Origin of the sequence: Pseudomonas sp. NFACC45 (assembly GCF_900113505.1) — a bacterium.
GTDB lineage: Bacteria > Pseudomonadota > Gammaproteobacteria > Pseudomonadales > Pseudomonadaceae > Aquipseudomonas > Aquipseudomonas tehranensis.
Map to the genome: position 1 here is coordinate 181,356 of NZ_FOPO01000004.1, position 26,780 is coordinate 208,135.

Genomic DNA, 26,780 nt, shown 5'->3' on the forward strand with positions numbered 1-26,780 from the left:
CGCTGCATTGGCGGAAGGTTCACATGACTGCGAGAAGCCCCTGCCAGCACGGGACATTCCTGTCCAGGCGTTCGCGGGGTGGTTGAGGGCTCAAGCCAACAGCTCGCTGATCCACTGGGTTTGCCGAGCCATCTCTTGCACCTTATCCTCCGGCACGGCCTGTCGCGCCCGGGTGAAGTGGGTCAAAGTGCGCTGTTTGAGGCGCAGCATACGCTGCCACTTGGCCAGGAACGCCGGACTGCGGACGCGCATCTGCAATGGCCCGAAGTACAGCTCCTGCGCGGTATACGTCACGGGCCCGGCGTGCTCGGCGACGATGATTTCGTAGTAGAAGCGGTTTTCCCGCAGCACTTCTTCGAAGCAGATGCGATAACCATTTTCCATCAGCCATTGACGCAGTGGCTGCTCGCCGCCATTGGGCTGCAGGATCAGCCGTTCCTGGCCGCTCAGGCGCGCCTTGCCGTCGGCGAGAATGTCGCGGATCGTCTCGCCGCCCATGCCGCACAGGCTGACGGCCGTGATCCCGTCTCCGGGCTCGATCGCCGCCAGGCCGTCGGCCAGGCGCACGATGACCTGCTGGGTAAAACCGTTCTCGCGCACCGTGCGTTCAGCCGAACGAAACGGAGTCAACGCCACCTCGCCAGCCACCGCCGCCGCAATCACACCCCGGCGCATCAATGCCACCGGCAGGTAGCCGTGATCCGAGCCGATATCGGCTAGGCGCGCACCGGCCGGTACATGCGCCGCCACACGTTCCAGGCGCTGGGACAATGTCTGTTCGTTCAACTGCTGCTCCTGTTCATCACCCACGTCTGGATCAAGCCTGAGCAGGTGCCCAGCCGAGGGGCAATCACAACACTCATCGCGCAACGGGTCAAACCGGCTCATTAACCACGGCTGATGGCAGACCTCAGATCTTTTCCCCTGTCGCGTTTTCCATAGGGAATACCCGCTCGACCTGCGAAAAACGCCAACGAATTGGCGTCGATATTTGAAATCTGAAAAAAACTGAACAAACGACGTTTTTCCGACGATTGGCCCGTGCGGGCCATTGCTGAGGCTTTGAAAGCAGGCACATCATCCGACTGTCACCGCCAGCATTTCAGGGCCTGACGGCAGAGCAATTAATCGCATCGCTCTAATAGGAGCATTCAGGATGATGACCGTTTATTTTGTGGTTATGGCTATCTGCAGCGGCGTTGAAGGTTGTGTAGAAGAGCGAAAGCCGGGGCCGACTTTTGCCTCCAGGGCGGTGTGCATGGACAACGCCCGGGCGATGGCGCCGCGCAAAAGCGTGAAATTCAAATGTCGCAGTGAGCGCCTCTGGGTGCCGGTTGAGGCGCGGGGCGTCGACCGCAACGAAAGCGTTGTTTCAACCGGTGCGCAAACCCAGCCCTAGCCCCCTGAGCGGTGAGCCATCAGCCACTCAACACCGCCTTAAGCAACGGGTCATTCAGGTACGCGACATTCAATCGCGTCCAGGGATTGATACGCGACTGCTCCGGTGAAAATATGTGACCGGGAGCAATCATGAATCCCTTCGGCAGTAGTTGCCGGGTCAGCTCCCTGGCGTCGTCAATGTGGGCAAACCGGGCCCACAAATACAGACTCTGCTCTGGACGAAAGAATACCTCGGCGCCTATCTCATCGAGCATCTGCAAACCTGCCGCAGTGGCGCTCTTGAGCCGCTCCTGCAGGCGGATCTGATGTCGCAGAAAATGCCCCTCCGTCAGGATGACATCAATGGTTCGCTCACACAGCTCCGAAGTGCTGGTGTGCAGGAGCATTTTCAGATCACCCAGTTCATCGATGACGTCCTTGCTCCCCGCGATAAACCCCACCCTCAATGCCGCAGAAACCGATTTGGAAAAACTGCCCACGTACAGTGAACGGCTCAACTGATCCAGCGCAGACACCTTGATGGCCGACGCCGGTTTGAAATCAGCCAACGCGTCGTCGTCCACCAGGACAAAGTTGTGCTCATGGGCTAACTGGACCAGTCGATGGGCTTTGCCGGGGGAGATATCGGAGCCCGTCGGATTGTGCCCAACCGACTGAATGAAAAATAATTTCGGCTTGTGCAACAGAAGATGCTGCTCCAACACGTCCAGGTCCGGCCCGTCCGGCAATCGAGGTACGGATAACATTCGCGCCCCTTGCAGTTGCAGCTTGCCAAACAGCGGGTAATAGCCCGGATCTTCGACAAAAACGTAATCCCCCGGGGCAATGAAGCGGCGGATGATCAGATCCAGTGCGTGATTGGCCCCATGGGTCGTTACGATTTGCCGCGCACTGGCGGTAATCGAATAGCTCGCCAGTTTTTGCACCAGGTGTTGGCGCAATGCAGCGTTACCCAGCCGGTTGCCGTAGCGAAAAAGCGTGGTGACCCCCATGCGCATGATCTGGCGCGTGAACTTGTCCAAGCGCAGATCCATCAGCCACTCTACGGGCGGAAAACCTTCCCCAAGCGGCGAGTGCCCCGGCTCTCGGACAAACTGCTGACGCATCAGCCAGATGGTGTCCATCGCCCGGGTAAAGGGCAGTGGCTCTTCCGGTTCGCTGCTGCTCGGCGCGCCTCGTGTCACGAAGAAACCCTGCCCGTGACGCGCCTCGACCAGTCCTTGGGAGGCCAGCGATTCATAAGCGTTGATCACCGTATTTTTCGAATGACCAAACAGACGCATGCACTCGCGCAGGGACGGTAAACGGTCACCCACTCGGTAGGTGCCGTTGCCGATCTGCGCAACCAATGATGCCGTCAGCTCTTGGGCAAGCGTCAGTCGCGCCATCGTACGAAGTCCTGGATGAATGATTCGCAGAGGGTACAGCTTAGGTACTGTCTGTCCAAACTGTACCTTTTTTGCCAGGACACATACGCATAGGGTGGCAGGCATTGAAAACAATAACTGCAACCGGATGCCTTCCATGAGTATCGACTCCCGCCTTCCGATGTTCCGTAGCCTGTCGCCAGCCGAGCGCCTGAACCACTTGCAACAGCTGCTTGAGCTTGCAGAAGATGACGTTGCCCTGCTCCGCGATGCCGGCGCCCTGCCCCTGGAAATAGCCGATGGCATGATCGAGAACGTCATCGGAACATTTGAATTGCCCTACGCTGTCGCGAGCAACTTCCAGATTAATGGACGCGACGTCATTGTGCCGTTGGTCGTCGAGGAGCCTTCGGTGGTCGCCGCCGCCTCGTTCATGGCCAAACTGGCGCGCGAAGCCGGTGGTTTTCAGACCTCCAGCTCGCTGCCGCTGATGCGCGCGCAAGTGCAGATCGTGGACATCGACGATCCCTTCAATGCCCGTCTGAGTCTGTTGCGCCGCAAGGACGAAATCATCGAACTGGCCAACCGCAAGGATCAACTGCTGAACCAGTTGGGTGGCGGTTGCCGCGACATCGAAGTGCATACCTTCGCCCAGAGCCCTCGTGGCCCCATGCTGGTCGCCCACCTTATCGTGGATGTACGCGATGCGATGGGGGCCAATACCGTAAACACGATGGCTGAAGCCGTGGCCCCGCTGATGGAGCAGATTACCGGCGGCAAGGTCCGGCTGCGCATTCTGTCGAACCTGGCCGACCTGCGGCTTGCCCGAGCCCAGATCCGTATTGCACCGGAACATCTCACCACCAAAGCCTACAAGGGCGAGGACGTCATTGAAGGCATTCTCGATGCTTACAATTTTGCAGTGGTCGATCCCTATCGTGCAGCCACCCACAACAAGGGCATCATGAACGGCATCGACCCATTGATCGTCGCCACCGGCAACGACTGGCGCGCAGTGGAAGCCGGAGCACACGCCTATGCCTGTCGTAACGGACATTACGGGTCACTGACGACCTGGGAAAAAGATGGCAGGGGCCATCTAGTGGGAACGTTGGAGATGCCCATGCCCGTTGGCCTGGTCGGCGGCGCGACCAAGACGCACCCGCTGGCCCAACTGTCGTTACGCATCCTGGGCGTGAAAACCGCTCAGGAACTTGCCGAAATTGCCGTGGCGGTCGGCCTCGCCCAAAACCTGGGGGCGTTGCGTGCGCTGTCTACCGAGGGGATACAACGCGGGCACATGGCTTTGCATGCCCGCAACATTGCGCTTTCGGCGGGGGCCAGGGGCGATGAGGTCGATTGGCTGGTCACGCAGATGGTTCAGGCTCGGGACGTACGCTCGGACAAAGCCGCTGAACTTCTTGAGCAAAAACGCGCGCAGGCGTCGGACTCATAGCCACGAACTCAAGCACATCTCTTCACGTTCATAACAATAAAACCCTCCAGGGGCAGTGGGAGAATCCTGATGAAATCCGAACTATTTGAAGTATGGGGCGACACGGTTGATGGTCGCCACCTGCTCTACTCCATAGGCATCGGTGCAGCCGTCAGCCTTGGCGCTTTTTTTATCGCCCAGCACCTGCTTGTCGGCTGGGTGGACTCCGCGCAGATGGCCCGCGCCTACGCGATGCTGATAGGTATTGTGGGCTGCCTGGCAGGTGGCGCCATCAGTGCGCTACTTTTCAAACCCAAGCGCCATGTCATAGAACATCTGGCGGATCCGGCTTGGCGCGCAAAAATCCTGATTGAGTTGCAGAACGAGTACGGCCCACTGGGCAGCCTGGCTGATCTGCCGCCGGCGACGATCGCGGAACTGCGTGAAATGGACCTGTATGAGCTGTTCGCCGATTACGAGAAAGGCCTTGGTGCGCCCGCGCAAAGCCCCGCTGCAACAACCACCGTGGGTGTCGGCGCAGTCAGTGGCAATGGAGGTCAATCATGATCGTTCCACTGATGGATCAGATCCTGATGGCACTGGGCATGGGAATCCTGGGGGCGGTGATTTTTGCCGGGATCGGGCTCATCTCCGGGAGCGATGAAACCACCACCCTCGCCCCTTTGACCTTGCTGGTCGTCCTGCTGGGCGTCCCGGCCCCCGGCGTGCTGACGTTCTTTCTGGCCGGCGCCGTCGCCAAACATATGACCCATGCCGTCCCGACGGCGTTGCTGGGTATTCCTGGCGACACCATGGCGACGCCATTGATGCGCGAGGCCAACTTTCTACGCAACTTGGGCGTGCCCCACATTGCCCTGCGCAAGATGATTTCAGGCGCCGTCATTGCCGCGTTGATCGCCGTGCCAATGGCCGTATTGTTCGCGCTGATGCTGGCGCCGTTCGGGGACATGATCAAGCAGGCTGCGCCTTGGGTGTTCCTGCTCGCGGCGGTGGCGATCGCGTGGTTCTCCAAAGGTCGTCTGGCCGCCGTGCTGACGCTGATTCCGTTCGTCATGATCATCGTTGGCCTGCAAACCATGACCGCACAGTTCGGGGTCAAGCTCAGCGTCAGTTACTTTCTGGGCATCGCCATTGGCCCGTTGATCGCCGCGCTGTTCTCGCTGCTCGCGCCCGCCGAGCGGGAAACCATGCGACGCCAGCAAGTGCGCACGTTTTCCCTGTCGCCCGATGTAAAAAGCTGGGGTGGCTTTTTTCCTAATCCGCTCAAGGTGCTGGACAGTAAGCAGAGCCTGTGGACGGCCATTACTGCGGTGATCTCCAGCGCGACCTTTGTGTTCAGCCCGGTGGCCATGACCGTGATCATGGGCGAGCTCGTCGGTTCGAGGGTCAAGCATGTCTACCATCGCCTGACCACGGTCATCACCGCTCGAAACGGCGTTACGGAATCAACCTACCTGGCCGAAGCCTTGATCCCGCTGATCGCCTTCGGCCTGCCACTGAGCCCTGTCGCAGCGGGCCCGGCAGCGCCACTGTTCAATGCCCCACCGCGCTTTAGCGTCGACGCGGCGACAGGCGAGGTGAACAACTTGCATTCGCTGCTCAGCACCTGGGAGTTTTTTGGCTACGGGTTATTGGCCGTGGTCGTCGCCATCCTGATCGCTTACCCCTTCACCATGAATTACGCCCACAGAGCCGCGTCCTATGTGTCGCGCAAGATCAGTCACGAAGCGGTGATCTCGACCTTTGTTGGCCTGATCCTGGTGATCGGCATCTGGGAAGGTGGCCTGCTGGGGTTGCTGGTGATCGTCACCATCGGCCTGCTGGGCGGTTTCCTTTCACGCTTTTTGGGTTTCAACATCGGTGTGCAGTTCATGGGCTATTACACAGCCGTGCTGTCTGTTCCCGCCCTGGTTGCCCTGATGAATGCGTGATGTTTTTAACCCTCTACAACAGTGTTCAGATAACCCACAACGGTGATGCGAATGACCCTGAAAATATCGGTACTGGCAGCGGGTGCGATCATGGCCTTTTCGCTTTGCACCGCTGCGTTTTCCGCCACGAAAAGCCCACTGGTCGGGACATGGAAAATGGTCAGCGCAACCATTGAACGCGATGGCATCCGGTCGGATGCGTACGGCCCTAATCCACATGGATGGCTGGTGTTCACTGAAGATTTGACGTTTGTCGAGGTGCTCACCGATCCGCGAGTGCCCGCGTTTCGATCCAGCGTTCGGGGCGAAGGAACCGATGAAGAAAACCGAGCAGCGATGGCTGGGAGCATCGGTTTTTTCGGACGATATACCGTCGACCAGAACGGTGAATTCACCGGCAATACCGTCGAAGGATCGACGTTCCCGAATTGGGTGGGCGCGACACGTACTCAAGATGACCTGCAACTGAAAGTCGAGGGCAACCGGATGGTGGAAAATTTCCAGCGTCCCGACGGAACGAAGGTTCATATCATCTTTGAGCGGGTGAAGTAGCTGTGCGTCGCGAGCAGCCCAGACCGGGCCGGCTCAATTCAAAGTGAGCTGAGCACAGCTCAGCCCACGCTTGCGCAATGCGAGTACCCACTCGCCCCACGGCTTACCAGATCGGCACCGTGTAGAGCACCAGGAAGCGGGTCTGGTTTTCATCGCGAAACGCCGCCCCGGCCGGGAAGTCGTTGCGATAGATCGATTTGCGCACCATCAACCCGACATTCTTCAGCGGACCGCCCTGGATCACATAGCCCAGTTCCATCTGGAATTCCCGCTCCTTACGGTCGTCGGCATTGAGTGCCGCCAGTTCGATATTGTCACCGCGCACGTAACGCAGCCGGCTCTTCAAGCCGGGCACCCCGGCGGCGGCGAAGTCATAATCGTAGATCGCCTGCCAGGTCCGTTCCTTGGCGTTGAGAAAGTCCGAGCTCATGGTCAACTCGCTCATGCCCATCAACTCAGTGCCTGACACATAAGGCGTCGCCGTGTCGCCGCTGGCATGCATGTAACCCAGGCTCAGGCGATGACCGCCAAAACGATAGCCGAACAACGCCGAGAGGTTGCGGTTGTCCACCTTGCCGGCCTTGGCGCTGCCCTCTTCGTCGCTGAAAAAGCTGCGCAGGTCAGTGCTCAACGTGCCTTCGCCCAATTGCACGTTATGCAGCAAGGCCAGGGTGTTCTGCTGGTATAGGTCGGCTACTTCAGCGTGATAAGCCCGCAGGCTGAGGTCTTTGTTTACCTGATAATCGCCACCGACATAGGCCATGTGCGATGAAGTAGCCGCACCGTTGAAACGCCCGTTCGGCGAAGCGATGCTCATTGGCTGGTAGTCGGTGGAGTCACGCTTGTTGATGCGATCGATGTAGCCGGTATTGAGCGTCAGTCCGTCGATGTCCTTGGAACTGAGCGTGGTGCCGCGAAACGTCTGCGGCAGCAACCGCGACGGGCTGGCAAAGGCGAACGGCAGGAAGATCGACACATCGCCGGTCTTCACCGTGGTTTGCGCAAAGCGCATTTTGGCAGTCATGGCCAGGCGCGAATATTCGTCCGCCGCGCGCTTGTCGCCGCTGGACACCGGCAGCAATTCAGTGCCGCTGCGGTCCGGTGAGGAGTCCAGCTTGACCCCTATCAATCCACGGGCGTCCAGGCCGAAACCGACAGTGCCCGACGTAAAACCCGACTCCACATTCATGATGAAGCCCTGAGCCCACTCCCGAGCCGCGGTTTTCGCCCCCTCGTCCTTGTAATCCCGATCCAGGTAAAAATTGCGCAAGGTCAAGGTGCCGTGGCTATCGTCGATGAAGCCTTCCGACAGTGCTGGGGTGGTGACCGCATATAAGCCCCACAGGACGAGGCCGCGTGCGCAAAGAGGTGAGACTGAGGTCGTCGCAAGGACGCCCCGGGGTGAATTCGCCATGTCCGATGTCCACTTATTGTTGTTGTTTTTTTTGAACGTGATCGACAGCCATATAGCCGCGATCTCGGGCCAGAGAGTGGGAAAAGGCGGAGGCGCCGTCAATCCATACCGGCCGATAATCGAACATTAATATTCATATCTATTTTCAAGAAAACCCAAAAAATACATTACATGCCATTGATTTAAATAAGCTTATAGCGATTATTTTGGGCTTCTTCTGTGAGCGTTCATTTTTTAGTTATCTTTGTTAATCTTAATTTCGGCTTGGCATTGCGGGATGCGAGCAAGCCTGCGTGCGCCCGTCAGTACACTCACAAAAACAATAAAGAGGTTTGCCATGGACACCCCATCACGTCGCACGACGCTGACCATTGCCCTGTGTTTTATCGTCGCTTTGATTGAAGGCTTTGACCTGCAAGCTGCCGGCACTGCCGCCGCAGGGCTGCGTCAGACCTTTGCCCTGGACCCGAAAATGATGGGTTGGGTGTTCAGTGCCGGCATTATCGGTTTGCTACCGGGCGCCTTCTTCGGCGGCTGGATTGCCGATCGCATCGGTCGCAAGAAAATCCTCATCGCAGCGGTGTTGCTGTTTGGCGTGTTTTCGCTCAGCACCGCCTATATCGGCTCTTTCTCTGGCCTGCTGTGGGTCCGCTTCATGACGGGCCTGGGCCTGGGCGCCGCCCTGCCCAACCTGATCGCCTTGTGTGCCGAAGCCGTGGGCGAGCAACGGCGCGGTACGGCCATCAGCATCATGTATGCCGGCGTGCCATTGGGTGGGGCACTGGCGGCGGTGGTCGCCATGCTGTTTCCCGAACATTGGCAGACGACCTTCATCATCGGCGGGCTCGCGCCTTTGTTGGTGGTGCCGCTGATGATGGTGTTGCTGCCCGAATCCAGCGCCTTTCGCCAGCAACAAGACACCGCCAACCCCATGCGCACGTCAACCGGTCAGGCCTTGTTCGGCGAAGGCCGGGCCAGCGTGACCCTGGCGTTGTGGTTGAGTTACTTCTTCACCCTCACCGTGATGTACATGTTGCTCAACTGGCTGCCCTCGCTGCTGCTGGAACAGGGCTTCAGTAAACCCCAGGCAGGCCTGGTACAGATGCTCTTCAATATCGGCGGCGCCCTCGGTTCCTTGCTTGGCGGATTGTTGCTGGATCGCTGCAACGGCATCAAGGTGGTGCTGTTCGTGTACACCGGATTATTGGTGGCGCTGGGCGGGGTCGACCTGTCTGTGGGCATCGTCCCCATGGCCATCGCCGGCTTTGCAGCCGGGTTGTTTGTGATGGCCGCGCAACTGGTGCTTTACGCCCTGGCTCCACCCTCCTATCCAACGTCGGTGCGTGCCACCGGCGTTGGCGCAGCGGTAGCGATCGGTCGTTTAGGCTCGGTGGCCGGGCCTTTGGCGGCCGGGCAGATTCTGGCGGCCGGAGCCGGCACCACCGGTGTCTTGCTGGCCACCTCGCCCGGTTTGGTGATTGCGGCATTGACCATCATCAGCGTCATTGTCCGCTCTGCCCCACCGAGCCTATCGATGGATAAGGCCAAAGCCTGATATCAACGGGGTGCAACACCGATTAGTAAGAGCGTCCAAGTGTTCGCCTTTATATCGTTTTTCGTTAACGTAATTCGATTATTATCGCGCCACACTGCCACAGCCCCAGGTGTGACCATGGCCGATACCGCTGGAACTGACCGCAGCCCTTGGGCGGTCTTTCTGATTTTCTTACGATTGGGCTTGACCTCTTTCGGTGGCCCCATTGCCCACTTGGGCTATTTTCGCGAAGAGTTCGTGACGCGGCGACAGTGGCTGAGCGAACGCAGCTATGCGGATCTGGTTGCTCTGTGCCAGTTCCTCCCAGGGCCCGCCAGCAGCCAGGTCGGGATCGCGCTAGGGCTGTCCCGGTCTGGCTACGCCGGGGCGGCCGCCGCATGGGCAGGCTTCACGCTACCGTCAGCGATTGCCCTGATTCTGTTTGCGCTGGGCATCGCCCGTTACGGCGATGCGATGCCTTCTGGCGTACTGCACGGTCTGAAGGTGGTGGCCGTCGCCGTGGTGGCCCAAGCCGTGTGGGGGATGGCACGCAATCTTTGCCCGGATGCACCGCGCATCACCCTCATGGCGGCGGCGGCCTGCTTCGTCCTTCTGATGCCGACGGCATGGGGACAGGTGGGGGTCATTGCCATCGCAGCGATCATCGGCCTCGTGCTGTTCAAGCCTCAGCACGATTCAACCCATGATCCCCTGCCAATAACGGTCAGGCGTCGAGTTGGCCTGCTCTGGTTGACGCTGTTCTTTGCCTTGCTGATGGGATTGCCGCTGCTGTCGGCCATGCTCCCGAACCAGACGCTGTCGATGGTGGACGCTTTCTACCGTGCCGGAGCACTGGTGTTCGGTGGCGGGCATGTCGTGTTGCCGCTGCTGCAAGCCGAGGTCGTGCCCTCCGGGTGGGTCAGCAATGACGCCTTTTTGGCCGGCTATGGCGCGGCGCAGGCTGTTCCTGGCCCCTTGTTTACCTTTTCGGCGTTTCTTGGCGCCTCGATGACCAATGCCCCGTCCGGCTGGTTGGGCGGTCTGATCTGCCTCTTGGCGATCTTCGCCCCCTCCTTTCTGCTGGTCGTCGGCGCATTGCCCTTCTGGGAGCGCCTGCGCCGTAACGGGCGCACCCAAGCTGCACTGTTGGGCGTCAATGCGGCGGTGGTTGGCCTGTTGCTGGCAGCCCTCTACAACCCTGTCTGGACCAGCGCAATTCACGCACCACAGGATTTCGGACTCGCTCTGGTGGCACTGGTCGCCCTGATGTTCTGGAAGTTGCCGCCGTGGCTGGTGGTGATCGGAAGCGGCATCGCGGGTGGATTGTTGAGCGCGGTTCTATCCTGATCGCTGGCAAAAAACTCGAACTCACGCCATACCGCTGCATCCAATGTGTAGGCCAACAGAGGTGAGCGATATGAACAACAATGACGATGACGACCTGGAAAAAACTTCGCACAACCCGTCTACCGATACATCCGGCGTACAGGTTGAAAGCGATGTCGAGGACGGCCCCACTCCAGCTCAAACCGAGGAGGAGGCTGAGGAACTGAGACGAAAAATAGCCGAAATAGAACGCAAGGTGGCGGATGGTCACTAACCCAATGCACCAGTCCCTCGAGGTCAGTTTTACGGTTTGCGCCATTTCCCTTGGAAGTCGCTTGAATGCGCGAAGTGTCGCGCATCAACATAAAGCTGTTCATTCAAGAAAAAACGGTGCGTCTTCCCAGCTCGGAAGAAACACCGTTTTCTCTTGAACGAACAGCATTACACGCATCAACGGGCGTTTTTTCAGATCCATTCCGTGTACACCTGTTACCCCCCGATCACGCCCGCATACACCGACCGATCGACATTGCCACCCGACAGAATCACCCCCACTGTTTCCCCCACCCTGGCTTCACGCTCCTGAATAAGCGCCGCCAAGGCCGCGGCGCCGGCCCCTTCGGCGAGGTTATGGGTGTCGGTGTAATAGACGCGCATGGCCTCGGCAATTTCCGCCTCACTGACCGCTACGATCCGTGCGGCCCCCGCTTTGTAGAGGGCGAACGCCTCGGGAATCGGTTTGCGCACGGCAAGGCCATCAGCAAAGGTATCTGCCGAGGCGGTTTCGCGTATTTCGCCAGTCTCAAACGATAACTTTGCCGCCATGGCCTCAGTGGACACCACCCCCACCACCCGGGTTTTCAGGCCCAGCGCATCGCGAGCGGCGATCACGCCACAGATGCCCGACCCACAGCCAATCGGCACATAGACCGTATCGAGTTGCGGCGCGGCGGTGAACAGTTCCAGAGCGTACGTGGCCACGCCTTTGACCAGCTCCAGGTGAAACGGTGGCACCAGGAACAGCCCATGCACTTGCGCCAAGCGGGCTGCCTCTTCACGGGCTTCATCAAAATCCCGGCCACACTCAATGACCTCACCGCCAAAGCCGCGCATGGCATTGTTCTTTTCCAGCGAGTTGCCCTGGGGCACGACTATCAACGCCTTCAAACCCAGCGCACTCGCCGCCAGCGCCAGGCTCTGGCCATGGTTGCCACGGGTGGCGGAGACGATGCCTTTTACTTCTGGATGTTCGCGCTTGAGCCAATGCATGAAGGTGATGCCGCCGCGTATCTTGAAAGCGCCGGTGGGGGTGTGGTTCTCGTGCTTGACCCACACCGTGCAGCCCAGCCGTTGGGCCAGCAAGGGCCAGGAATACTGGGCAGTGGCGGGCATCACTTGGTAAACATGGCGAGCAGCCAGTTCAATATCGTCACGAGTCAGTCGGTGCATGAGGTTGTCTCCCTGAGTGGCTAGCCAGTCTAGACACCGCAGCCTTGGGTCGGCTTTCAAAAAACCGACCTGACTTTTGCGCCCTGTCTTGACTACTATGACGCTCATGAGCCATTCAAATAGCCGACCACCCGCGCCCTTGTCTGAACCGGTCCGCCGTGTCGAGACCGGGTCCTGGGTGATCGAATTACTGCCCAGCGCTGCTTACTCGACCCGCTATGTGGCAACCCAGGCGTCGATTGGTTTTGCCTTCGACAGCCAGCGCGGCGTGCACGCCCTCGGCAGCGATCGAGTGCTTCCCTTCGAGGCGATGCCCAACGGCCTGGCATTCGTCCCGGCCGGGTGCGACGTGTTCTCCGAATCACGCAAAGGTGGCGAATACCTGCGGGTGATGCGTACCGACGGCGCCCTCATGACCGGGGATCGGGCATTCAACAATCGTATCGACCAGCGGGCCATTCATCTGGCTCTGCGAATGCGCGGCGCGCTGTTACGTGCCGGTGTGGAAGACGACTGGGAAACCTGGGCATTGGCGCTGACGCAACGGGCGACGGGTGACGCGGCGTTGTCGACACCCAACCAAGGCACTATCACCCCCCGGCGCATGCGCCAGCTGGATGAGTTTATCGAGGCGAGTCTTGACGAGCCGCTAGGCGTATCGGCGATGGCAGGTTTGCTTGGCCTGTCCGAAGGGTATTTCATGCGCGCCTTCAAGCTCGCCACGGGCAAAAGCCCGCACAGCTACCTGATCGACCGGCGCCTGGCCAAGGCCCGCGCACTGATGCGTGATTCCACTGCCAAGCTGTCGGAAATCGCCCTCGCCTGCGGGTTCAATTCCCAGGCGCACATGGCAACCACGTTCAAGCAACGGCTTGGGGTGAGTCCGGTGCAGTTGCGCTGAGCTCAAGACTTCTGACGGCGATAAAAAAAGTGCCAACCCAGCGGCACCGGCCATTGGTCGGTGCGTCGGCACGAACGATCACCAAAGGGCAATATCGTAGGTCAGGTAGAGCCGGTTACTGTCCCGGCCCCTCGAGAATTCAGAGCGGTAGACGTAATTGCGCAACTTCACGCCCACCCCTTTGAAAGTGCCCTGCTGCACCACATAAGCCAGCTCAGCATCGCGCTCCCACTCTTTGATTGTGGTGTTGGACTCTCCATCGTCGCCGCTAAGGTAACGAGTGGAGAACGTCAGGCCGGGGACGCCCAGGGCGGCGAAGTTGTAGCCGTAGTTGAGCATCCATGTCTTCTCGTCTTCCTCTATGAACTTACCTATGCCGGCGTTGCTGAAAGAATAAACGGACGCCCCGCTGATGTAGGGCAGCCCAGCGTCGCCCTTGAGTGTTTGATAGCCGCCGCCTACGGTATGGCCTGCGACAGCGTAAGACAGTTGGCCGCTGAGCATATGGTTGTCGATTTTACCGCCATAGGCAGAACCGCTATCAACGCTGCGGAAGTAGCGCAGATCACTGGTCAGCACGCCTGAGCCGAGCGGCAGATCATGCTGGATACCCGCGAAGTTCTGCCGATAGAAGTTCTCCAGTTCGCCATGGAAGTAGCTAAGGCGAATCATCTTGCCCAACTTGTAATCGGCACCGAGGTAACTGAAGTCCCCTGACTTATCGCCACTGTAGCCGTCTGGCACGATGGGCATACTGTCGCTCGAATCTCGCAACTTGAAACGACCAAGATAGCCGCCCGTCAGGCTAAGGTTGTCAATGTCGGTGCTCGTGAACTGGCCGCCCTGGTAGGTCTGAGGCAGCAATCGGGCATCGTTGTAAATGAGCACCGGCGTTTTAGGAAGCAACGTACCGTATTTGACGGTGGTCTTGGCAAATCGGGCCTTGGCGGTCATCCCAAAGCTCGCAAATTCATCGGCGGCACGGCCGTCATCATGCAAAGGCAGCAGGCCAGTGCCGCTACGACCGCGGCCAGAGTCGAGCTTGATCCCCAGCAGGCCCAACGCATCAATACCCAGGCCGAGGCTGCCAGATGTGAATCCCGACTGATAATCAAGCAAAAAGCCTTGGCCCCATTCGGTTCGCTCGCTCTTGGCGGTGTTGGCCGCTCGCGCACTCATGCCATGTTCATCGCGGAAATTCTCATTGATGTAAACATTGCGCAATTGCAGCTTGAGTTTGCTGTCGTCGATAAAACCTTGCGCATTGGCATTGGCCAGCGGCAACAAAGCCAGGAGAGTCAATAAAGCTCCACAGGTATAAACAGAGGTCATATCAAACTACTCATTGTTGTTATTTGGAATGCAGCTAGCCGTCCACCCCACTGGCGTGGGGCGTCAGGTCCTTAAAAAGACGTGGGGGATCAGGAGAACAGGCTTATTGCCCCCGTCAGCAATGCCAACGCAGTCACGACCAGGGAAGTGAGCACGGCCCACTTGACGGTGGCTTTCTGGAAGTCGCCCAGATCACGGTCCACCATGCCGACCAGCAGCAGGGTCGAGGCCACCAGCGGACTCATCAGGTGCACCGGTTGGCCGAGAATGGAAGCCCGTGCAATCTCGACCGGATCAATGCCATAGGCGGCAGCGGCGTTGGCCAGGATCGGCACGACACCGAAGTAGTAGGCATCGTTGGACAGCACGAAGGTCAGCGGCATGCTGGTAATCGCAACCACCAGCGGGAACAGATGGCCCCAGGATGGCGGAATCCAGTCGACCAGGGTTTGCGCCAGCGCATCGACCATTTTCGTCCCGGAGAAGATCCCGGCGAAGATACCTGCGGCAAACACCAACAGAACCACGGTCATGGCATTCCCCGAATGAGCGAGGATCCGTTCTTTCTGAATATCCAGTTGCGGATAGTTGATCATTAGCGCCAGGACAAAACCGATCAGGAACAGGATCGCCGAGTGCATGAGGCCCATCACCAGCGCAACCATCACTGCGGTCACCAGCAGCAGGTTGACGTAGGCCAGTTTCGGGCGCTTGTGCGGCGAGTCTTCAATAATCGCCTTGATGTAGCAATTACCCCCACCGCTTTGCAGATGGGTGTTGCCGATGCGCTTGCGTTCGGCACGCCCCAGCAGAAACGCCGTGAACACCACCCACATCGCACCGCCGATCATGGTCGGCAGCAAAGGTACGAAATACTCACCGGCATCCAGGCCCAGCGCTGCGATCGCACGGGTCGCCGGGCCGCCCCAGGGCGTCATGCCACTCATGATGCTCAACGAGAGCATGGAAATGGTCGCCAGGATCATTGGGTTCATGCCGATGCGCTTGTACAGCGGCAACATCGCTGCACAGGTGATCATGTACGTGGTCGTGCCGTCACCGTCCAGCGCCACCAACAGCGACAGCAGCGCCGTGCCCACGGCGATTTTCATCGGGTCACCGTTGACCCGCTTGAGGATCTTGCGGATCAGCGGGTCGAACAGACCGGCGTCGATCATCAGGCCGAAAAACAGAATGGCGAACAACAGCAGCGCCGCCGACGGCGCGACCATTTTCAGGCCGTCCAGCATCATCTTGCCGGTGGTACCGCCAAAACCGCCGATCACGGCGAAGACGATGGGCACCACCGTCAAGGCGACGATCGGTGACAAGCGTTTGGTCATTATCAGGAAGGTGAAGACCACCACCATGGCCAAGCCAAGTAAAGCGAGCATATGTCAGATCTCTTGTTGTTATTGAGTCGCTGATGCAATGACGAGGTCTGCCTGGGCTATCCTGCCAGGCGCTGGGAAACCGTGGCGTAGACGTAACCTGAGAAAAGCCGGCGGGCGGTGCGCACCACCGAGGCACGAATGGTCTCACCCTTTTCGCCGGTATAGGACAGCACGACATCGATCCCGCCGCTGGGGTGTTCGATGCGAACCTGCTGCAGGCGCGGCTCGCTGATGCCGCCGAGCAACTGCGCCACGACGCTGCCTTGCGTCACGCAAGCGGTGGCCAGACCGATGGAGCCAGTGATGGCCAGGGCGCGGTGACAGTTGTGCGGCATGAAGTAGCGCACCTGGACCGTCCCGCCCGACTTGGCAGGCGACACCAGCACTGGCTTGGGGATGACCTTGTCACTGACATCACCCAGGCCCATGGCCAGGCCGGCTTTGAGTCGCAGGGACTCCAGGCGTTGCAGGAACGCCTTATCGGCGTCCAGTTCGGCGGGGCTTTCATCGCCACGCTTGCCAAGCTGACGGGCCTCGACAATCAGCATCGGCATTGCCATGTCGATACAGGTCACCGGGATGCCATCGATCAGGTCCAGAGATTGCCCCGTCGGGAAGAGCTTGCCGGTCTTGCTACCCGCCGCATCCAGAAAGGTCAGTTGCACCGGAGCGGCCGTGCCAGGCACGCCGTCGATGGCGGTGTCCCCTTCATAGCTGACCTTGCCCCCAGGGGTTTGCACCTCTGAATTTACGAAGGTCCCGGTATTGAGGTTGCGAATACGCACGCGGGTCAGATCGCCGCCAGCCTTGACCAGCCCCTGCTCGATGGCAAACGGACCGACGGCGCACAGCATGTTGCCGCAGTTGGGTGCGGTATCGACCCGGCGCTGGGAAACCATGACCTGGACGAACAGATAGTCGACATCCGCGTCCGGGTGCAACGAGGGGCTGACGATTGCCACTTTGCTGGTCTGCGGGCTGCCGCCACCGATGCCGTCGATTTCCAGCTCATGGCCGGAGCCCATCAGGTTGAGCAGCAGCTCATCACGTTCGGCGATGGCACTGGGCAGGTCCCAGGCAAGAAATACGGGTCCTTTGGAGGTACCACCGCGCATCAGCACACAAGGAATTCGCTGCATGAACACTAACTCTTGTTGATCAATCTGGATAATTGATGTTCTGGACACAAGAGTGGCAGGGTTTTAAAAGTGTTTCCAATGCAAAGATCAGAGCAATTATTGCGTTTCACGAATGAATTAATTTACGATGTTTTTCCCGGCGCATTGCTCTTGCCCCAGTGAGAAAGAACATGGAATACGAGCTTCAGGACATACGATCTTTCGTGAAAATCGCTGAACTAGGCAGTTTCCACGAAGCCGCCGATGCGTTGCATCTCTCCCAACCGGCCCTGAGCCGTCGCATGAAAAAACTGGAGGAAGGCCTGGGGACCGCCTTGCTCGATCGCACCACCCGAAAGGTCAGCCTGACCAGCGTCGGGCGCGATTTCCTGCCCAAGGCGCGGCGTCTGCTGGATGATTTCGACGATTCGATTCTCAATATTCGCGAACTGGCGGAGCGCCAGATCGGCCGCGTAACGCTGGCCTGCATCCCCACCGCGGCCTTCTATTTCCTGCCTTCAGTGATCCGCCTGTATAACGAGCGCTACCCCAAAATCCGCATCCGCCTGCTCGACCTCAGCGCCAACGAAGGGCTCGAGGCGGTGCTGCGTGGCGAAGCCGACTTCGGTATCAATATGATGAGTGGCCAGCACCCGGACATCGAGTTCGTGCCATTGGTCAACGAACCTTTCGTTTTAGCCTGTCGACGCGACCATGAACTGGCCGGGCGCAGCTCGGTAAGCTGGTCTGAGCTCAGCGATTATCGACTGATCGGTGTCGGTCGTCTGAGCGGCAATCGAATGCTGCTGGACCACGCCTTGTCGGGCTTGAGCTGGCGTCCGCAGTGGTTCTACGAAGTGCAGCACTTGTCTACATCGTTGGGGTTGGTCGAGGCCGGCCTCGGGGTGTCGGCCATGCCCAGCCTCGCAATGCCAGCCGAGGATCACCCGACATTGGTCAGCGTGCCGTTGATTGATCCGGTGGTAAACCGATCGCTGGGCCTGGTCTATCGAAGGGGCGCATCGCTCTCCCCGGCAGCGGAAAAATTTGTCTCGATATTGCTCGAGCAATGGGAACACTGATTTTTCGGTGTCCATGATCAGGACTGGATGAGAAACGGGCCGATCTCAGTCAACCTCCGTGCTCATTGCAAGCCCTTGATATTGCTCCAGCTCAGCCAGCCGTTGGACCAGAGCATTGCGAACACGCTCGTATGCCCCCCTGCCTAGCAGTAGACGCCTGGGTGCGGGATCGACGTCGACAATCTCGAGCATGGCCCTGGCCATTTTTTGCGGATCGCCGGTAAGCGGGAAAGTACCCTCGGCGATTGCTTTACGCACTTCACCGGCAGGCGTTTGCTCGTACTCAGCCATCGCGGGCGGGCGAACCAGCGCGGCGCCGAAATTAGTCCGTGTCGGGCCCGGTTCCACCAGGGTGAATTCGATCCCAAAAGGTGCGACTTCCAGAGCGACCGATTCAACGAATCCCTCAATGGCCCATTTGCTTGCGTGGTAAAGGCTGAAGTTCGGGTAAGCGAGCTGCCCGCCCTCCGAGGACACTTGAAGAATTCGACCGCCCCCCTGTTTGCGCAGAAACGGTAGGCAGGCACGGATGAGTTGAATAGAACCGAGCAGATTCGTTTGCAACTGCTGGTCGATCTGTTCATCGCTGACTTCCTCCGCCGCACCAAACAACGCGTAGCCCGCACTGCTCACCACAACATCAATACGTCCTAGCTCGGTGAACGCCTGATGAACCACAGCGCGGATCGCCGCTGCGTCATTTACATCGAGCATCGCTGTCCACAGTTGCTCGCCGTAGCGTGTCTTCAAGTGACTCAAGGCCTGAGGCTTACGCAAAGTGGCCGCCACACGGTCCCCCCGCGCCAGCAATTGTTCGACCACCGCCAGACCGATGCCGGAGGAACTTCCAGTCACTAACCAGGTTTTGCTCATGTGCTTGATCTCCGAATGAAGGGTGAGTTGCCATCGATGTGAGACCAAACTACGTCAGCCGGACTGCTGCTACTATGGGGCAGAATTCGGATGAGCTAATGAAATATAGCCATGAATCATTTACCCCTTTCGCTTGCCGATTTACGGGCACTGACCCGCATCGTTGCTCATCGCAGCTTTCGTAAAGCGGCCGATGAGTTGGGCCTGTCAGCCTCTACCCTGAGTCATATGATGAAAACGCTGGAGGCCGGTCTTGGGGTGCGTTTGCTGCACCGCACCACGCGCAGCGTTTCACCGACGGCAGCGGGAGAGCGCCTGCTAAGACGACTGGCGCCTGTGTTGCGCGAATTCGAGCTGGCGATTGAGGAAGTCAATGAATACCGGGATCTTCCCAGCGGCACTTTACGGATCAATGCCAGCGAACAGGCCGCGCGCGTTTTGATGAAAGCTGCCCTTCCGATATTCCTGGAACGCTTCCCCCAGATGTCGGTTGACCTCGTGACCGAGGGCCGTCTGATCGATATTGTGGCCGAGGGCTTCGACGCCGGTATCCGTTTAGGTGAAGCGATCCCCCAAGACATGATCGCCGTGCCGATAGGAACCGATACGCGATTTATTACCGTGGCGTCACCCCAATACCTGAAGACTCATCCTGCCCCCCTTACGCCGGATGATCTGCCAGGACATCAATGCATCTGCATCCGGATGCCCAGTGGTAAACCTTATAGATGGGAATTCTCCAGGAACGGCCAATCCTTGGTCATCGAGCCCAAAGGGCAGCTAACCCTCGATAATGCCGAAATCATGGTCGATGCAGCCATATCCGGGCTCGGCATCGCTTACGTGCCAGAGCAGACGGTATCGCAACCTCTGGCAGACGCTCGTCTGGTCGAGGTCCTCGCGGATTGGTGCCCCAGGATTCCGGGTTTTTTTCTGTATTATCCGGGGCACCGCTATATCCCATCAGGCTTGCAGGCCTTCATCGAGGTCCTGCGCGAGTCTCATTGATTGTCCGCGACTGTGCATTCGAACATAACGGCGTGCGCCCTTGCGAGGTGAACGCGCGACGGCCTCAAGGCCGACGCGTCGGTTGCGATCCGGCCCTTGTTTGAGCTGACTCAGGCCTTCTGCCCTTGCTGCAAGCGCTTGAGCAGCGCGTTGGCGGCGGCTTCGGAAGAAGCCGGGTTCTGGCCGGTGATCAGATGGCGATCCTCGACCACGTAACTCGCCCAGTCCGCCGCCTTTGAATACTCGCCACCTCTGGCTTTGAGCATGTCCTCCACCAGAAACGGCACCACCTGGGTCAATCCCACGGCCTCTTCTTCAGAGTTGGTGAACCCGGTCACTTTCTTGCCCTTGACCACTGGATGGCCATCCGGCGAGTTGACGTTCTTGAACACCCCAGGCGCGTGACAGACGGCCGCGATGGGTTTATTCGCGGCGTAAAAGGCTTCGAGAAGGGTCTTGGAATCAGTGTTCTCGGCCAGATCCCACAGCGGCCCATGGCCTCCGGGGTAGAACACCGCATCGAAGTCGTAGGGGTCAATTTCGCCCAGCGGCACCGTGTCGGCCAACGCTGCCTGGGCCCGGGTATCGGCGCTGAAGCGGCGAGTGGCGTCCGTCTGGGCCTGTTCCTCGTCGCTCTTGGGGTCCAGCGGCGGTTGCCCTCCCTTTGGAGATGCGAGCGTAACCGCCACTTTGGCGTCGACAAACACGTAATAGGGAGCGGCGAATTCTTCCAGCCAAAACCCCGTTTTCTTGCCGGTATTACCCAACTGATCGTGGGACGTCAGGACCATTAGAATGTTCATGTAAACCTATCCTCCAAGACGGAATGAGCGGCGTATGTTCGCCCTGCATTACGTCAGAGGCCGCTTGGTAGTAGACGTTCAAGTGGGTGAAGCGAATCCTTATGAAACGGTCGTTAATCCCAGCGTTACTCGCCCCAATCAGCCCCGCTGCCGAGGAGTTCGGAGCCCGTTATTGAGTTGCCGAACCGGTTCACCGCTGCTAGAAATGAAAGACCTTGGTCTTGTCTCTGCCAGCGCCACAATCCAGGACAGCCTCGCGGGCATCATCCGTTGACCCCATTCATACCTCACAGGGAGCTTCACCGTGTTTCCGATGGATATCTGGTTCACCTACACCGCAGCCTGCGTGCTGCTGGTCTTGTCACCCGGTCCTGACAATCTGCTGGCCATAGGACGGGGGCTGAGCCAGGGTCGCCTGGCCGCCATCGTGTCCGGCCTGTCCTCTGGGCTGGGCATCTTGTTTCACGTCACCACCGCTTCGCTCGGGCTGACGCTGTTGATCCAGACCTCGACGGTTGCCTTCTGGGTCGTCAAATTGGTAGGGGCGGCCTATCTGGTCTGGCTCGGGATCAAGGTGCTGCGCTCCAGAAGCCTGATCACCTTCGCGCCCGCCGCACGACAGCCACTGCGAAGCATTTTGCTTACAGGCTTTCTTTCGGCGGCGCTAAACCCCAAACCCGGGTTGTTCGTCCTGGCGTTCATCCCTCAATTCATCAACCCCGCGCTCGGCTCAGTCACCGTACAGATGTTGGTCTACGGGTTCTGGTTCGCCCTGCTGACGGCCGTGGGGTTCTCGTTGATGGGGATCTTCGCCACGCGCCTGTCGCAATACATCTGTCAACGCCCACGCCTTACCAACGGACTGAACCTCGGGGCAGGATTGACCTTCATCGTGTCAGGACTGTCCATCGCCGCCCTCAGGCAGAAGTAGCCGCCTCAGGTTTGATCGGCGCAATAAAAATCGAGCCGCGTTCAGTGATCGCGGCTTTTCTTCAAAGATTCAGAGGCAATTGAAGGTAGAACGAACGGCAGGTCCCTATGCACCTAGCCACCGACCAACGAAGTCGCCAGCAATGCCTGCAGCCCCATCGGCTTGGCAAAATAATAACCTTGAGCCTGCCCTGCCCCCATCTCTCGCAGCAAGAGCAGCGTCTCTTCATCTTCGACACCTTCGGCCACCACGCTGAGGTCCAGTGATTCGGCCATACGCACGATCGCCCGGACGATCGCCCGACTGCGAGGGCTGCTGGTCAGCTCGAAAATGAACGACTTGTCGATCTTCAAACCGCTGAAACGGTATTGATGCACATAGCTCAGGGAGGAAAATCCTGCGCCAAAGTCATCGAGCACCACCGACATGCCGTTGTCGGCCAGTTGCTGCATGGTCAGTCGGGCAATGGCGGGCTCGGCCACCAGCGCACCTTCGGTCAACTCCAGGCAGATCCGCGACGGCGCGACGTTGTAACGGGCCAACAGTGCCAGCACATCATCGGCAAAATCCGGGCGCGTCATGCTGTAGCTGGAGCAATTGACATGCACCGGTGGCCAATTGGCATGTTGCGGTTGTGCGAGGATCGCTACGATGCTGGTGAGCATGTACAGATCCAGTCGACCGATCAGACGCAACCCCTCGACATCGGGCAGAAACTCGCCCGGCGCGATGATCCGTCCGCCCGGTTGATGCCAGCGGATCAGCGCTTCAAGGGCCACCAGCTCACCGCTTTCGACGCTGACAATCGGCTGAAAATACGGCAACAGTTCGTCGGTACGCTTGAGCGCATTGCGCAGGGCCGCTTCGCGCTCGACCTGGTCCGAGACCTCGCGACGCACTTCCTGGTTGAACACTGCGTAACTGTCGCGCCCGGCACTCTTGACCCGGTACATCGCCGCATCGGCATCGCGCAGCAAGTCAGCGGGTTCGTGGTGGAACTGACTGTCGGCGCTGACAATACCGATGCTGCAGGACGAAAAAACTTCGTGATCATTGATGAAAAACGGTAGGTCGAACACCGACAGAATCCGCTCGGCGATTTCGATCACCACCGCCAGCGGCGCCTCCGGCGCCAGCACTGCAAACTCATCGCCCCCCAGGCGGGCCAGCATGTCGGTGTCTCGCAGGCAACTGCGCAAACGGTGAGCGGCCTGCATCAACAGCAGGTCGCCAAAATGGTGGCCGAAACTGTCATTGACCATCTTGAAACGGTCGAGGTCGATGAACATCACCGACAATTGCCCGCCGTCGCTCTCGAACCGCGCCCAGGCCAGATTGAGGCGCTGCTGCAGGTAGGTGCGATTCGGCAGCCCGGTGAGTGCATCGTGGGCGTTTTCGTGTTGCAGCTTGGCGTTGGCGTGATCGAGCTCACGGGTGCGGTCCTGTACCCTGGCTTCGAGCCTGAGGTTGGCGGCATGGATCGCTTCTGCGGCGGTACGGCGCGACAATGCCGTATCAATGTGCCGTGACACGAACGTCAGCAGTTCCTGGTCGCGCAGGGTGTAGCGCACTTGGGCGGTATAGCTTTGCACCGCCAGCACACCCCGTACCACATCGCCATCGAACAACGGAATGCCCAGCCAGGAATGGAATCGGACCGACTCGTAGGCCACTTCGAGTTCACCTTGCGCAGACAACCGATCCGCGTCAAAAGGGTCAATCAGGCAAGGACGGCGCTGGCGGATAACGTACTCCGTCAGCCCCCGGCACCCACGTCGTGCCTCCGGCAGGGTGGTTCTGCGCTCATCGACATAATACGGAAAGGTGACTTCATCAATCGCGTCGTCGAACAGCGCGATGTAGAAGTTCTGCGCGGACAGCAAATCACCGACAATGCCATGCAAGGTTTGGAACAGCTCCGCCATGTCCCCAGGCTGGCTCGACAGTTCTGCAATCTGGAACAGCGCGCTCTGCAGGTGCTCGGCGCGCTCGCGGTCCGCCACTTCCTGTCTCAACGCGGCGTTGACTGCCGACAGCTCCAGCGTGCGACGCATCACCGTCTCTTCCATTCCCTCACGGTGCAGAATCCGGTCCAGCGCCATGGCCACGTGCCGGGCCACCACCAGAAACAGCGCGCGGTCTTCGGCGCTGTAGGTGCGTGCAACGTCGTAGACCTGCATGGCAAGCATGCCAAACACTTCATCGGAGGCATTTTTCAGCGGAGCACCCATCCAGAACTCAGGACGATCACCCACGCAATAGAAACGGCCCTCGGCCTGAGCGGCGCAAATACCCGCGGCGTCGATCAGCAACGGCTGACCCGAGGTCAACACCTGGCCGGTCAACGACAGGTGCGAAGGATCAAGGTATTCGTAGTGTTGGGCCTCCACGGCATCGACATCGATGATGTCGACGTAATACGGGTAGTCGATCTTTCCGCTGTGGGGGTCATACAGCGCGAGATAAAAGTTCTCGGCATCGATCAGGCTGGCGAGCAACCGGTGAACCCCCACCAGGAACACGGAGCGGTCGCGGGTGGAACTGGCCAGGTAGGTAATTTCATAAAGCACACGCTGAGTAATCTGGGCGCGGGCCAGGGTATTGGTCTGGATCTGGATACCCAAACGCAGGGCAAACTCGGCGAAGGCTGGCTCTTGGGCAGCGGTGACTGGCGCCAGTAGCCAACCCAGCACATTTTCGCCCCGACCGGTCGGCCAGCGGCACAATCGTTGGGTCCGGCAGAAGCGCTCGAACTCTTCGTTCGCAACGCTGGCCGGCCACTGCGCCCGAGGGTCGCCCTGCCCCACCCGATGCAGTTGTTCACCGGCGCGATAAACCACCCACTGGGTGGTGTGGGCCCAGGTGCGCGCTGATTCCAGCAATTGTTCGATCGCGTCTTCGTTGCCAACGTATGCCATGCCGGCCGCATCCGGGTTTTCTGGCGGGTGAGTTGCCACACCGCAATGATTCGATTGCTGCGGGGGATCACTCAATGGGCGAAAACTCATCAGCGCTCCCTGCGCCGCAATGGCGAGATTGAATAACTGATTGCCGGGCAATATGCCAATGAGCCTTCGGTGTATAGCGTCCGGAGGGTTTTTTCAATCGTTTTATTCACTTGAGTGCTATCACGACGCAATGTGTGTTCATCGGTCGTGAAGTGGTGCCTGCGGCGGCGCTCGTCATCCCGGTTTCCCCGCCGTCTGCCACCGGGCGTCCCTGCAAGCGCGGCCCGTTCATGAGGGGGGTTCTGTATTGCGCAATCAGGCCTACCACACCGCAATATGAGAATCCGCCCTCGGCTCGGTGCCGCCACACAGGACACCGCTGACGGGGTCGCGGAGGATGATCTGGCCTCGTCCGTAATCAGTCAGGTCACTGGCGATCTGCACTTCATGACCGCGCCGCGCCAGGGCATTGGCCAAGTCGCCGGAGGCACCCTGCTCGATGCCCACCTTCATCTCACCCAGCCACTGCCAGCGCGGAGCGTCCAGCGCCGCTTGTGGGTTCAGGCCGAAGTCCACCAGGTTCATCACCATCTGCACATGGCCTTGGGGCTGCATATAGCCGCCCATCACGCCGAAAGGGCCAAGGGCCTGGCCATTCTGGGTGAGGAAGCCGGGGATAATGGTGTGAAAAGTCTTCTTGCCCGGGACCAGGCAATTGGCGTGGCTCGGATCCAGGCTGAATTCCTGTCCGCGATTCTGCAAGGCAATCCCGCTGTCAGGCAGCACCACGCCGGAGCCAAATCCGTGATAGTTGCTCTGGATGAACGAGACCATGTTGCCTTCCCCGTCAGCGGTCGCCAGGTACACCGTGCCGCTGGCGTGAGGGTCGCCGGGCGCGGGAGGTTGAGCCTGTTCGCCAATCTGGGCGCGTCGACGCGTGCTGTAGTCATCGCTGAGCAGATCAGCCACCGCCACACGCATATGCGCCGGATCGGTGATGTAGTGCAAGCCATCGCTGTAGGCCAGCTTCATGGCTTCCAACTGGCGATGCCAGGTCTGCTGGCTGTCGCGGTGATCGAAGCTGAAGCCTTCGAGTATCTTCAGCGCCATCAAGGCCACCAGGCCCTGGCCGCTCGGCGGGATTTCCCAGACATCGACCCCACGATAGTTGACGTGGATCGGTGCCACCCATTGGGCGCGATAATCCTGCAGGTCCGTGGCGCGAAGGTAGCCGCCGCTGGCCCGGGAGTGGGCATCCAGGCGTTCGGCCAAGGCACCGCGATACAGGCTCTCGCAGCGGGTGGCGGCCAGCTCTTCGAGGGTGCGGGCCTGGGCCGGGTTGCGGAAAATCTCCCCGGCCCGTGGCGCGCGACCGTCAATCAGAAAGGTCTGGAACCAGGCATCCAGGACCTGATCACGATGAGGCGTGAATTCGTTCAAAGCGATCTGCCATTGATGGGCAACCACCGGCGACAGCGCAAAACCGTCCCGCGCCAGGCTGATCGCTGGCTGCAGCAACACGGCAAAGGGCAGCTTGCCGAAGCGTTGCGACAACTCGGCCCAGGCCGACGGGCAACCCGGGACGGTCACCGGCGTCCAGCCATAGAGCGGCATCTGTTCATGGCCGGCCGCCTTGACCGCCTCGATGCTCAGGGACGCCGGTGCATGGCCGTTGCCGTTGAGGCCATGTAACTGGCCCTTGCACCAGACCAAGGCAAAAGCATCGCCGCCGATGCCGCACCCCGTGGGCTCGACCACCGTCAGCGCCGCCGCGGTGGCGATGGCGGCATCAATGGCATTGCCGCCCTTTTGCATGATCTCGATGCCCGCTTGGGCAGCCAAAGGCTGAGAAGCCGCGACCATGCCCCGGCGGGCAAAAACGCTCTGGCGTTGTGATGGATAAGGGTACTCGTGAGCAGAAAATTTCAGCATGGCAAAGACTCTTCAACACAAGAATTCA

23 protein-coding genes are annotated in these 26,780 nt (G+C 59.5%); 12 read left to right on the plus strand and 11 right to left on the minus strand.

Features of this window, described 5'->3' with window-relative positions; genetic code table 11:
- Positions 1–90: 90 nt before the first annotated feature.
- Entirely contained in the window at positions 91–786 is a 696-nt protein-coding gene (locus BM132_RS08905; RefSeq protein WP_305728327.1) for a tRNA (adenine(22)-N(1))-methyltransferase, read from the minus strand.
- 370 nt (positions 787–1,156) lie between these two features.
- Here BM132_RS08905 and BM132_RS08910 point away from each other — a divergent pair, with 370 nt between their 5' ends.
- Positions 1,157–1,399 carry a hypothetical protein gene (locus tag BM132_RS08910; protein WP_092454704.1) on the plus strand — a complete coding sequence of 81 codons (243 nt, stop codon included), beginning with the start codon at positions 1,157–1,159 and terminating at the stop codon, positions 1,397–1,399.
- 19 nt (positions 1,400–1,418) lie between these two features.
- On the opposite strand, the gene BM132_RS08915 is transcribed toward BM132_RS08910, so the two are convergent.
- The gene (locus BM132_RS08915; RefSeq protein ID WP_092454706.1) at positions 1,419–2,789 is read right to left on the minus strand and encodes an aminotransferase-like domain-containing protein; all 1,371 of its coding nucleotides are present in this window, start codon (positions 2,787–2,789) and stop codon (positions 1,419–1,421) included.
- 136 nt (positions 2,790–2,925) lie between these two features.
- Here BM132_RS08915 and BM132_RS08920 point away from each other — a divergent pair, with 136 nt between their 5' ends.
- From BM132_RS08920 to BM132_RS08935, 4 genes are all read left to right on the plus strand, one after another.
- A complete protein-coding gene (locus BM132_RS08920; RefSeq protein ID WP_092454708.1) occupies positions 2,926–4,224 on the plus strand; it encodes a hydroxymethylglutaryl-CoA reductase, degradative in 1,299 nt (432 codons plus the stop codon).
- 69 nt (positions 4,225–4,293) lie between these two features.
- Entirely contained in the window at positions 4,294–4,770 is a 477-nt protein-coding gene (locus tag BM132_RS08925; protein WP_092454710.1) for a hypothetical protein, read from the plus strand.
- The gene (locus BM132_RS08930; RefSeq protein WP_092454712.1) at positions 4,767–6,155 is read left to right on the plus strand and encodes a tripartite tricarboxylate transporter permease; all 1,389 of its coding nucleotides are present in this window, start codon (positions 4,767–4,769) and stop codon (positions 6,153–6,155) included. The genes BM132_RS08925 and BM132_RS08930 overlap by 4 nt, the downstream gene beginning before the upstream one ends.
- A gap of 51 nt (positions 6,156–6,206) precedes the next feature.
- Positions 6,207–6,707, plus strand: coding sequence for a lipocalin-like domain-containing protein (locus BM132_RS08935; RefSeq protein ID WP_092454714.1), 501 nt, complete (start codon positions 6,207–6,209; stop codon positions 6,705–6,707).
- Positions 6,708–6,810: 103 nt separating this feature from the next.
- Here the strand turns inward: BM132_RS08935 and BM132_RS08940 are convergent, their stop codons facing one another.
- Positions 6,811–8,121 (minus strand): OprD family porin, encoded by a 1,311-nt coding sequence (locus BM132_RS08940; protein WP_092454716.1) that lies wholly within the window; start codon positions 8,119–8,121, stop codon positions 6,811–6,813.
- Between the two features lie 277 nt (positions 8,122–8,398).
- On the opposite strand from BM132_RS08940, the gene mhpT reads away from it, so the two are divergent.
- From mhpT to BM132_RS08955, 3 genes are all read left to right on the plus strand, one after another.
- Entirely contained in the window at positions 8,399–9,676 is a 1,278-nt protein-coding gene (mhpT, locus tag BM132_RS08945) for a 3-(3-hydroxy-phenyl)propionate transporter MhpT (protein WP_092454717.1), read from the plus strand.
- Positions 9,677–9,793: 117 nt separating this feature from the next.
- Complete coding sequence (gene chrA, locus BM132_RS08950) at positions 9,794–11,002, plus strand: chromate efflux transporter (protein WP_177218154.1); 1,209 nt, start codon at positions 9,794–9,796, stop codon at positions 11,000–11,002.
- Between the two features lie 70 nt (positions 11,003–11,072).
- Positions 11,073–11,255 (plus strand): hypothetical protein, encoded by a 183-nt coding sequence (locus BM132_RS08955; protein WP_092454721.1) that lies wholly within the window; start codon positions 11,073–11,075, stop codon positions 11,253–11,255.
- 215 nt (positions 11,256–11,470) lie between these two features.
- Here BM132_RS08955 and BM132_RS08960 read toward each other — a convergent pair whose 3' ends face one another.
- Positions 11,471–12,430 carry a threonine dehydratase gene (locus tag BM132_RS08960; RefSeq protein ID WP_092454723.1) on the minus strand — a complete coding sequence of 320 codons (960 nt, stop codon included), beginning with the start codon at positions 12,428–12,430 and terminating at the stop codon, positions 11,471–11,473.
- 97 nt (positions 12,431–12,527) lie between these two features.
- Here BM132_RS08960 and BM132_RS08965 point away from each other — a divergent pair, with 97 nt between their 5' ends.
- Complete coding sequence (locus BM132_RS08965) at positions 12,528–13,331, plus strand: helix-turn-helix transcriptional regulator (RefSeq protein WP_092454725.1); 804 nt, start codon at positions 12,528–12,530, stop codon at positions 13,329–13,331.
- 78 nt (positions 13,332–13,409) lie between these two features.
- Here BM132_RS08965 and BM132_RS08970 read toward each other — a convergent pair whose 3' ends face one another.
- From BM132_RS08970 to BM132_RS08980, 3 genes are all read right to left on the minus strand, one after another.
- Positions 13,410–14,663: an OprD family porin gene (locus BM132_RS08970; protein ID WP_092454727.1), complete on the minus strand. Its 1,254-nt coding sequence runs from the start codon at positions 14,661–14,663 to the stop codon at positions 13,410–13,412.
- An 89-nt stretch (positions 14,664–14,752) separates the two neighbouring features.
- Positions 14,753–16,057 carry a CitMHS family transporter gene (locus BM132_RS08975; RefSeq protein ID WP_092454729.1) on the minus strand — a complete coding sequence of 435 codons (1,305 nt, stop codon included), beginning with the start codon at positions 16,055–16,057 and terminating at the stop codon, positions 14,753–14,755.
- A 56-nt stretch (positions 16,058–16,113) separates the two neighbouring features.
- Positions 16,114–17,196, minus strand: coding sequence for a 4-oxalomesaconate tautomerase (locus BM132_RS08980; protein ID WP_092454731.1), 1,083 nt, complete (start codon positions 17,194–17,196; stop codon positions 16,114–16,116).
- 170 nt (positions 17,197–17,366) lie between these two features.
- Here BM132_RS08980 and BM132_RS08985 point away from each other — a divergent pair, with 170 nt between their 5' ends.
- Positions 17,367–18,257 carry a LysR family transcriptional regulator gene (locus BM132_RS08985; RefSeq protein ID WP_092396467.1) on the plus strand — a complete coding sequence of 297 codons (891 nt, stop codon included), beginning with the start codon at positions 17,367–17,369 and terminating at the stop codon, positions 18,255–18,257.
- A 45-nt stretch (positions 18,258–18,302) separates the two neighbouring features.
- On the opposite strand, the gene BM132_RS08990 is transcribed toward BM132_RS08985, so the two are convergent.
- Positions 18,303–19,130 (minus strand): SDR family oxidoreductase, encoded by an 828-nt coding sequence (locus BM132_RS08990; protein ID WP_092454733.1) that lies wholly within the window; start codon positions 19,128–19,130, stop codon positions 18,303–18,305.
- Positions 19,131–19,241: 111 nt separating this feature from the next.
- Here BM132_RS08990 and BM132_RS08995 point away from each other — a divergent pair, with 111 nt between their 5' ends.
- On the plus strand, positions 19,242–20,138 hold the full coding sequence (locus BM132_RS08995; RefSeq protein WP_092454735.1) for a LysR family transcriptional regulator: 897 nt from the start codon (positions 19,242–19,244) through the stop codon (positions 20,136–20,138).
- A gap of 110 nt (positions 20,139–20,248) precedes the next feature.
- On the opposite strand, the gene BM132_RS09000 is transcribed toward BM132_RS08995, so the two are convergent.
- On the minus strand, positions 20,249–20,941 hold the full coding sequence (locus BM132_RS09000) for a type 1 glutamine amidotransferase domain-containing protein (RefSeq protein ID WP_092454737.1): 693 nt from the start codon (positions 20,939–20,941) through the stop codon (positions 20,249–20,251).
- Positions 20,942–21,245: 304 nt separating this feature from the next.
- Between BM132_RS09000 and BM132_RS09005 the strand changes: the two genes are divergently transcribed.
- Positions 21,246–21,872, plus strand: a complete 627-nt coding sequence (locus BM132_RS09005) for a LysE family translocator (RefSeq protein WP_047225545.1) — start codon at positions 21,246–21,248, stop codon at positions 21,870–21,872.
- A gap of 113 nt (positions 21,873–21,985) precedes the next feature.
- Here BM132_RS09005 and BM132_RS09010 read toward each other — a convergent pair whose 3' ends face one another.
- Together BM132_RS09010 and BM132_RS09015 are read right to left on the minus strand one after the other, a co-directional pair.
- A complete protein-coding gene (locus tag BM132_RS09010; protein WP_092454739.1) occupies positions 21,986–24,880 on the minus strand; it encodes a sensor domain-containing phosphodiesterase in 2,895 nt (964 codons plus the stop codon).
- A 261-nt stretch (positions 24,881–25,141) separates the two neighbouring features.
- Positions 25,142–26,752, minus strand: coding sequence for a gamma-glutamyltransferase family protein (locus BM132_RS09015; RefSeq protein ID WP_092454741.1), 1,611 nt, complete (start codon positions 26,750–26,752; stop codon positions 25,142–25,144).
- Positions 26,753–26,780 lie beyond the last annotated feature (28 nt).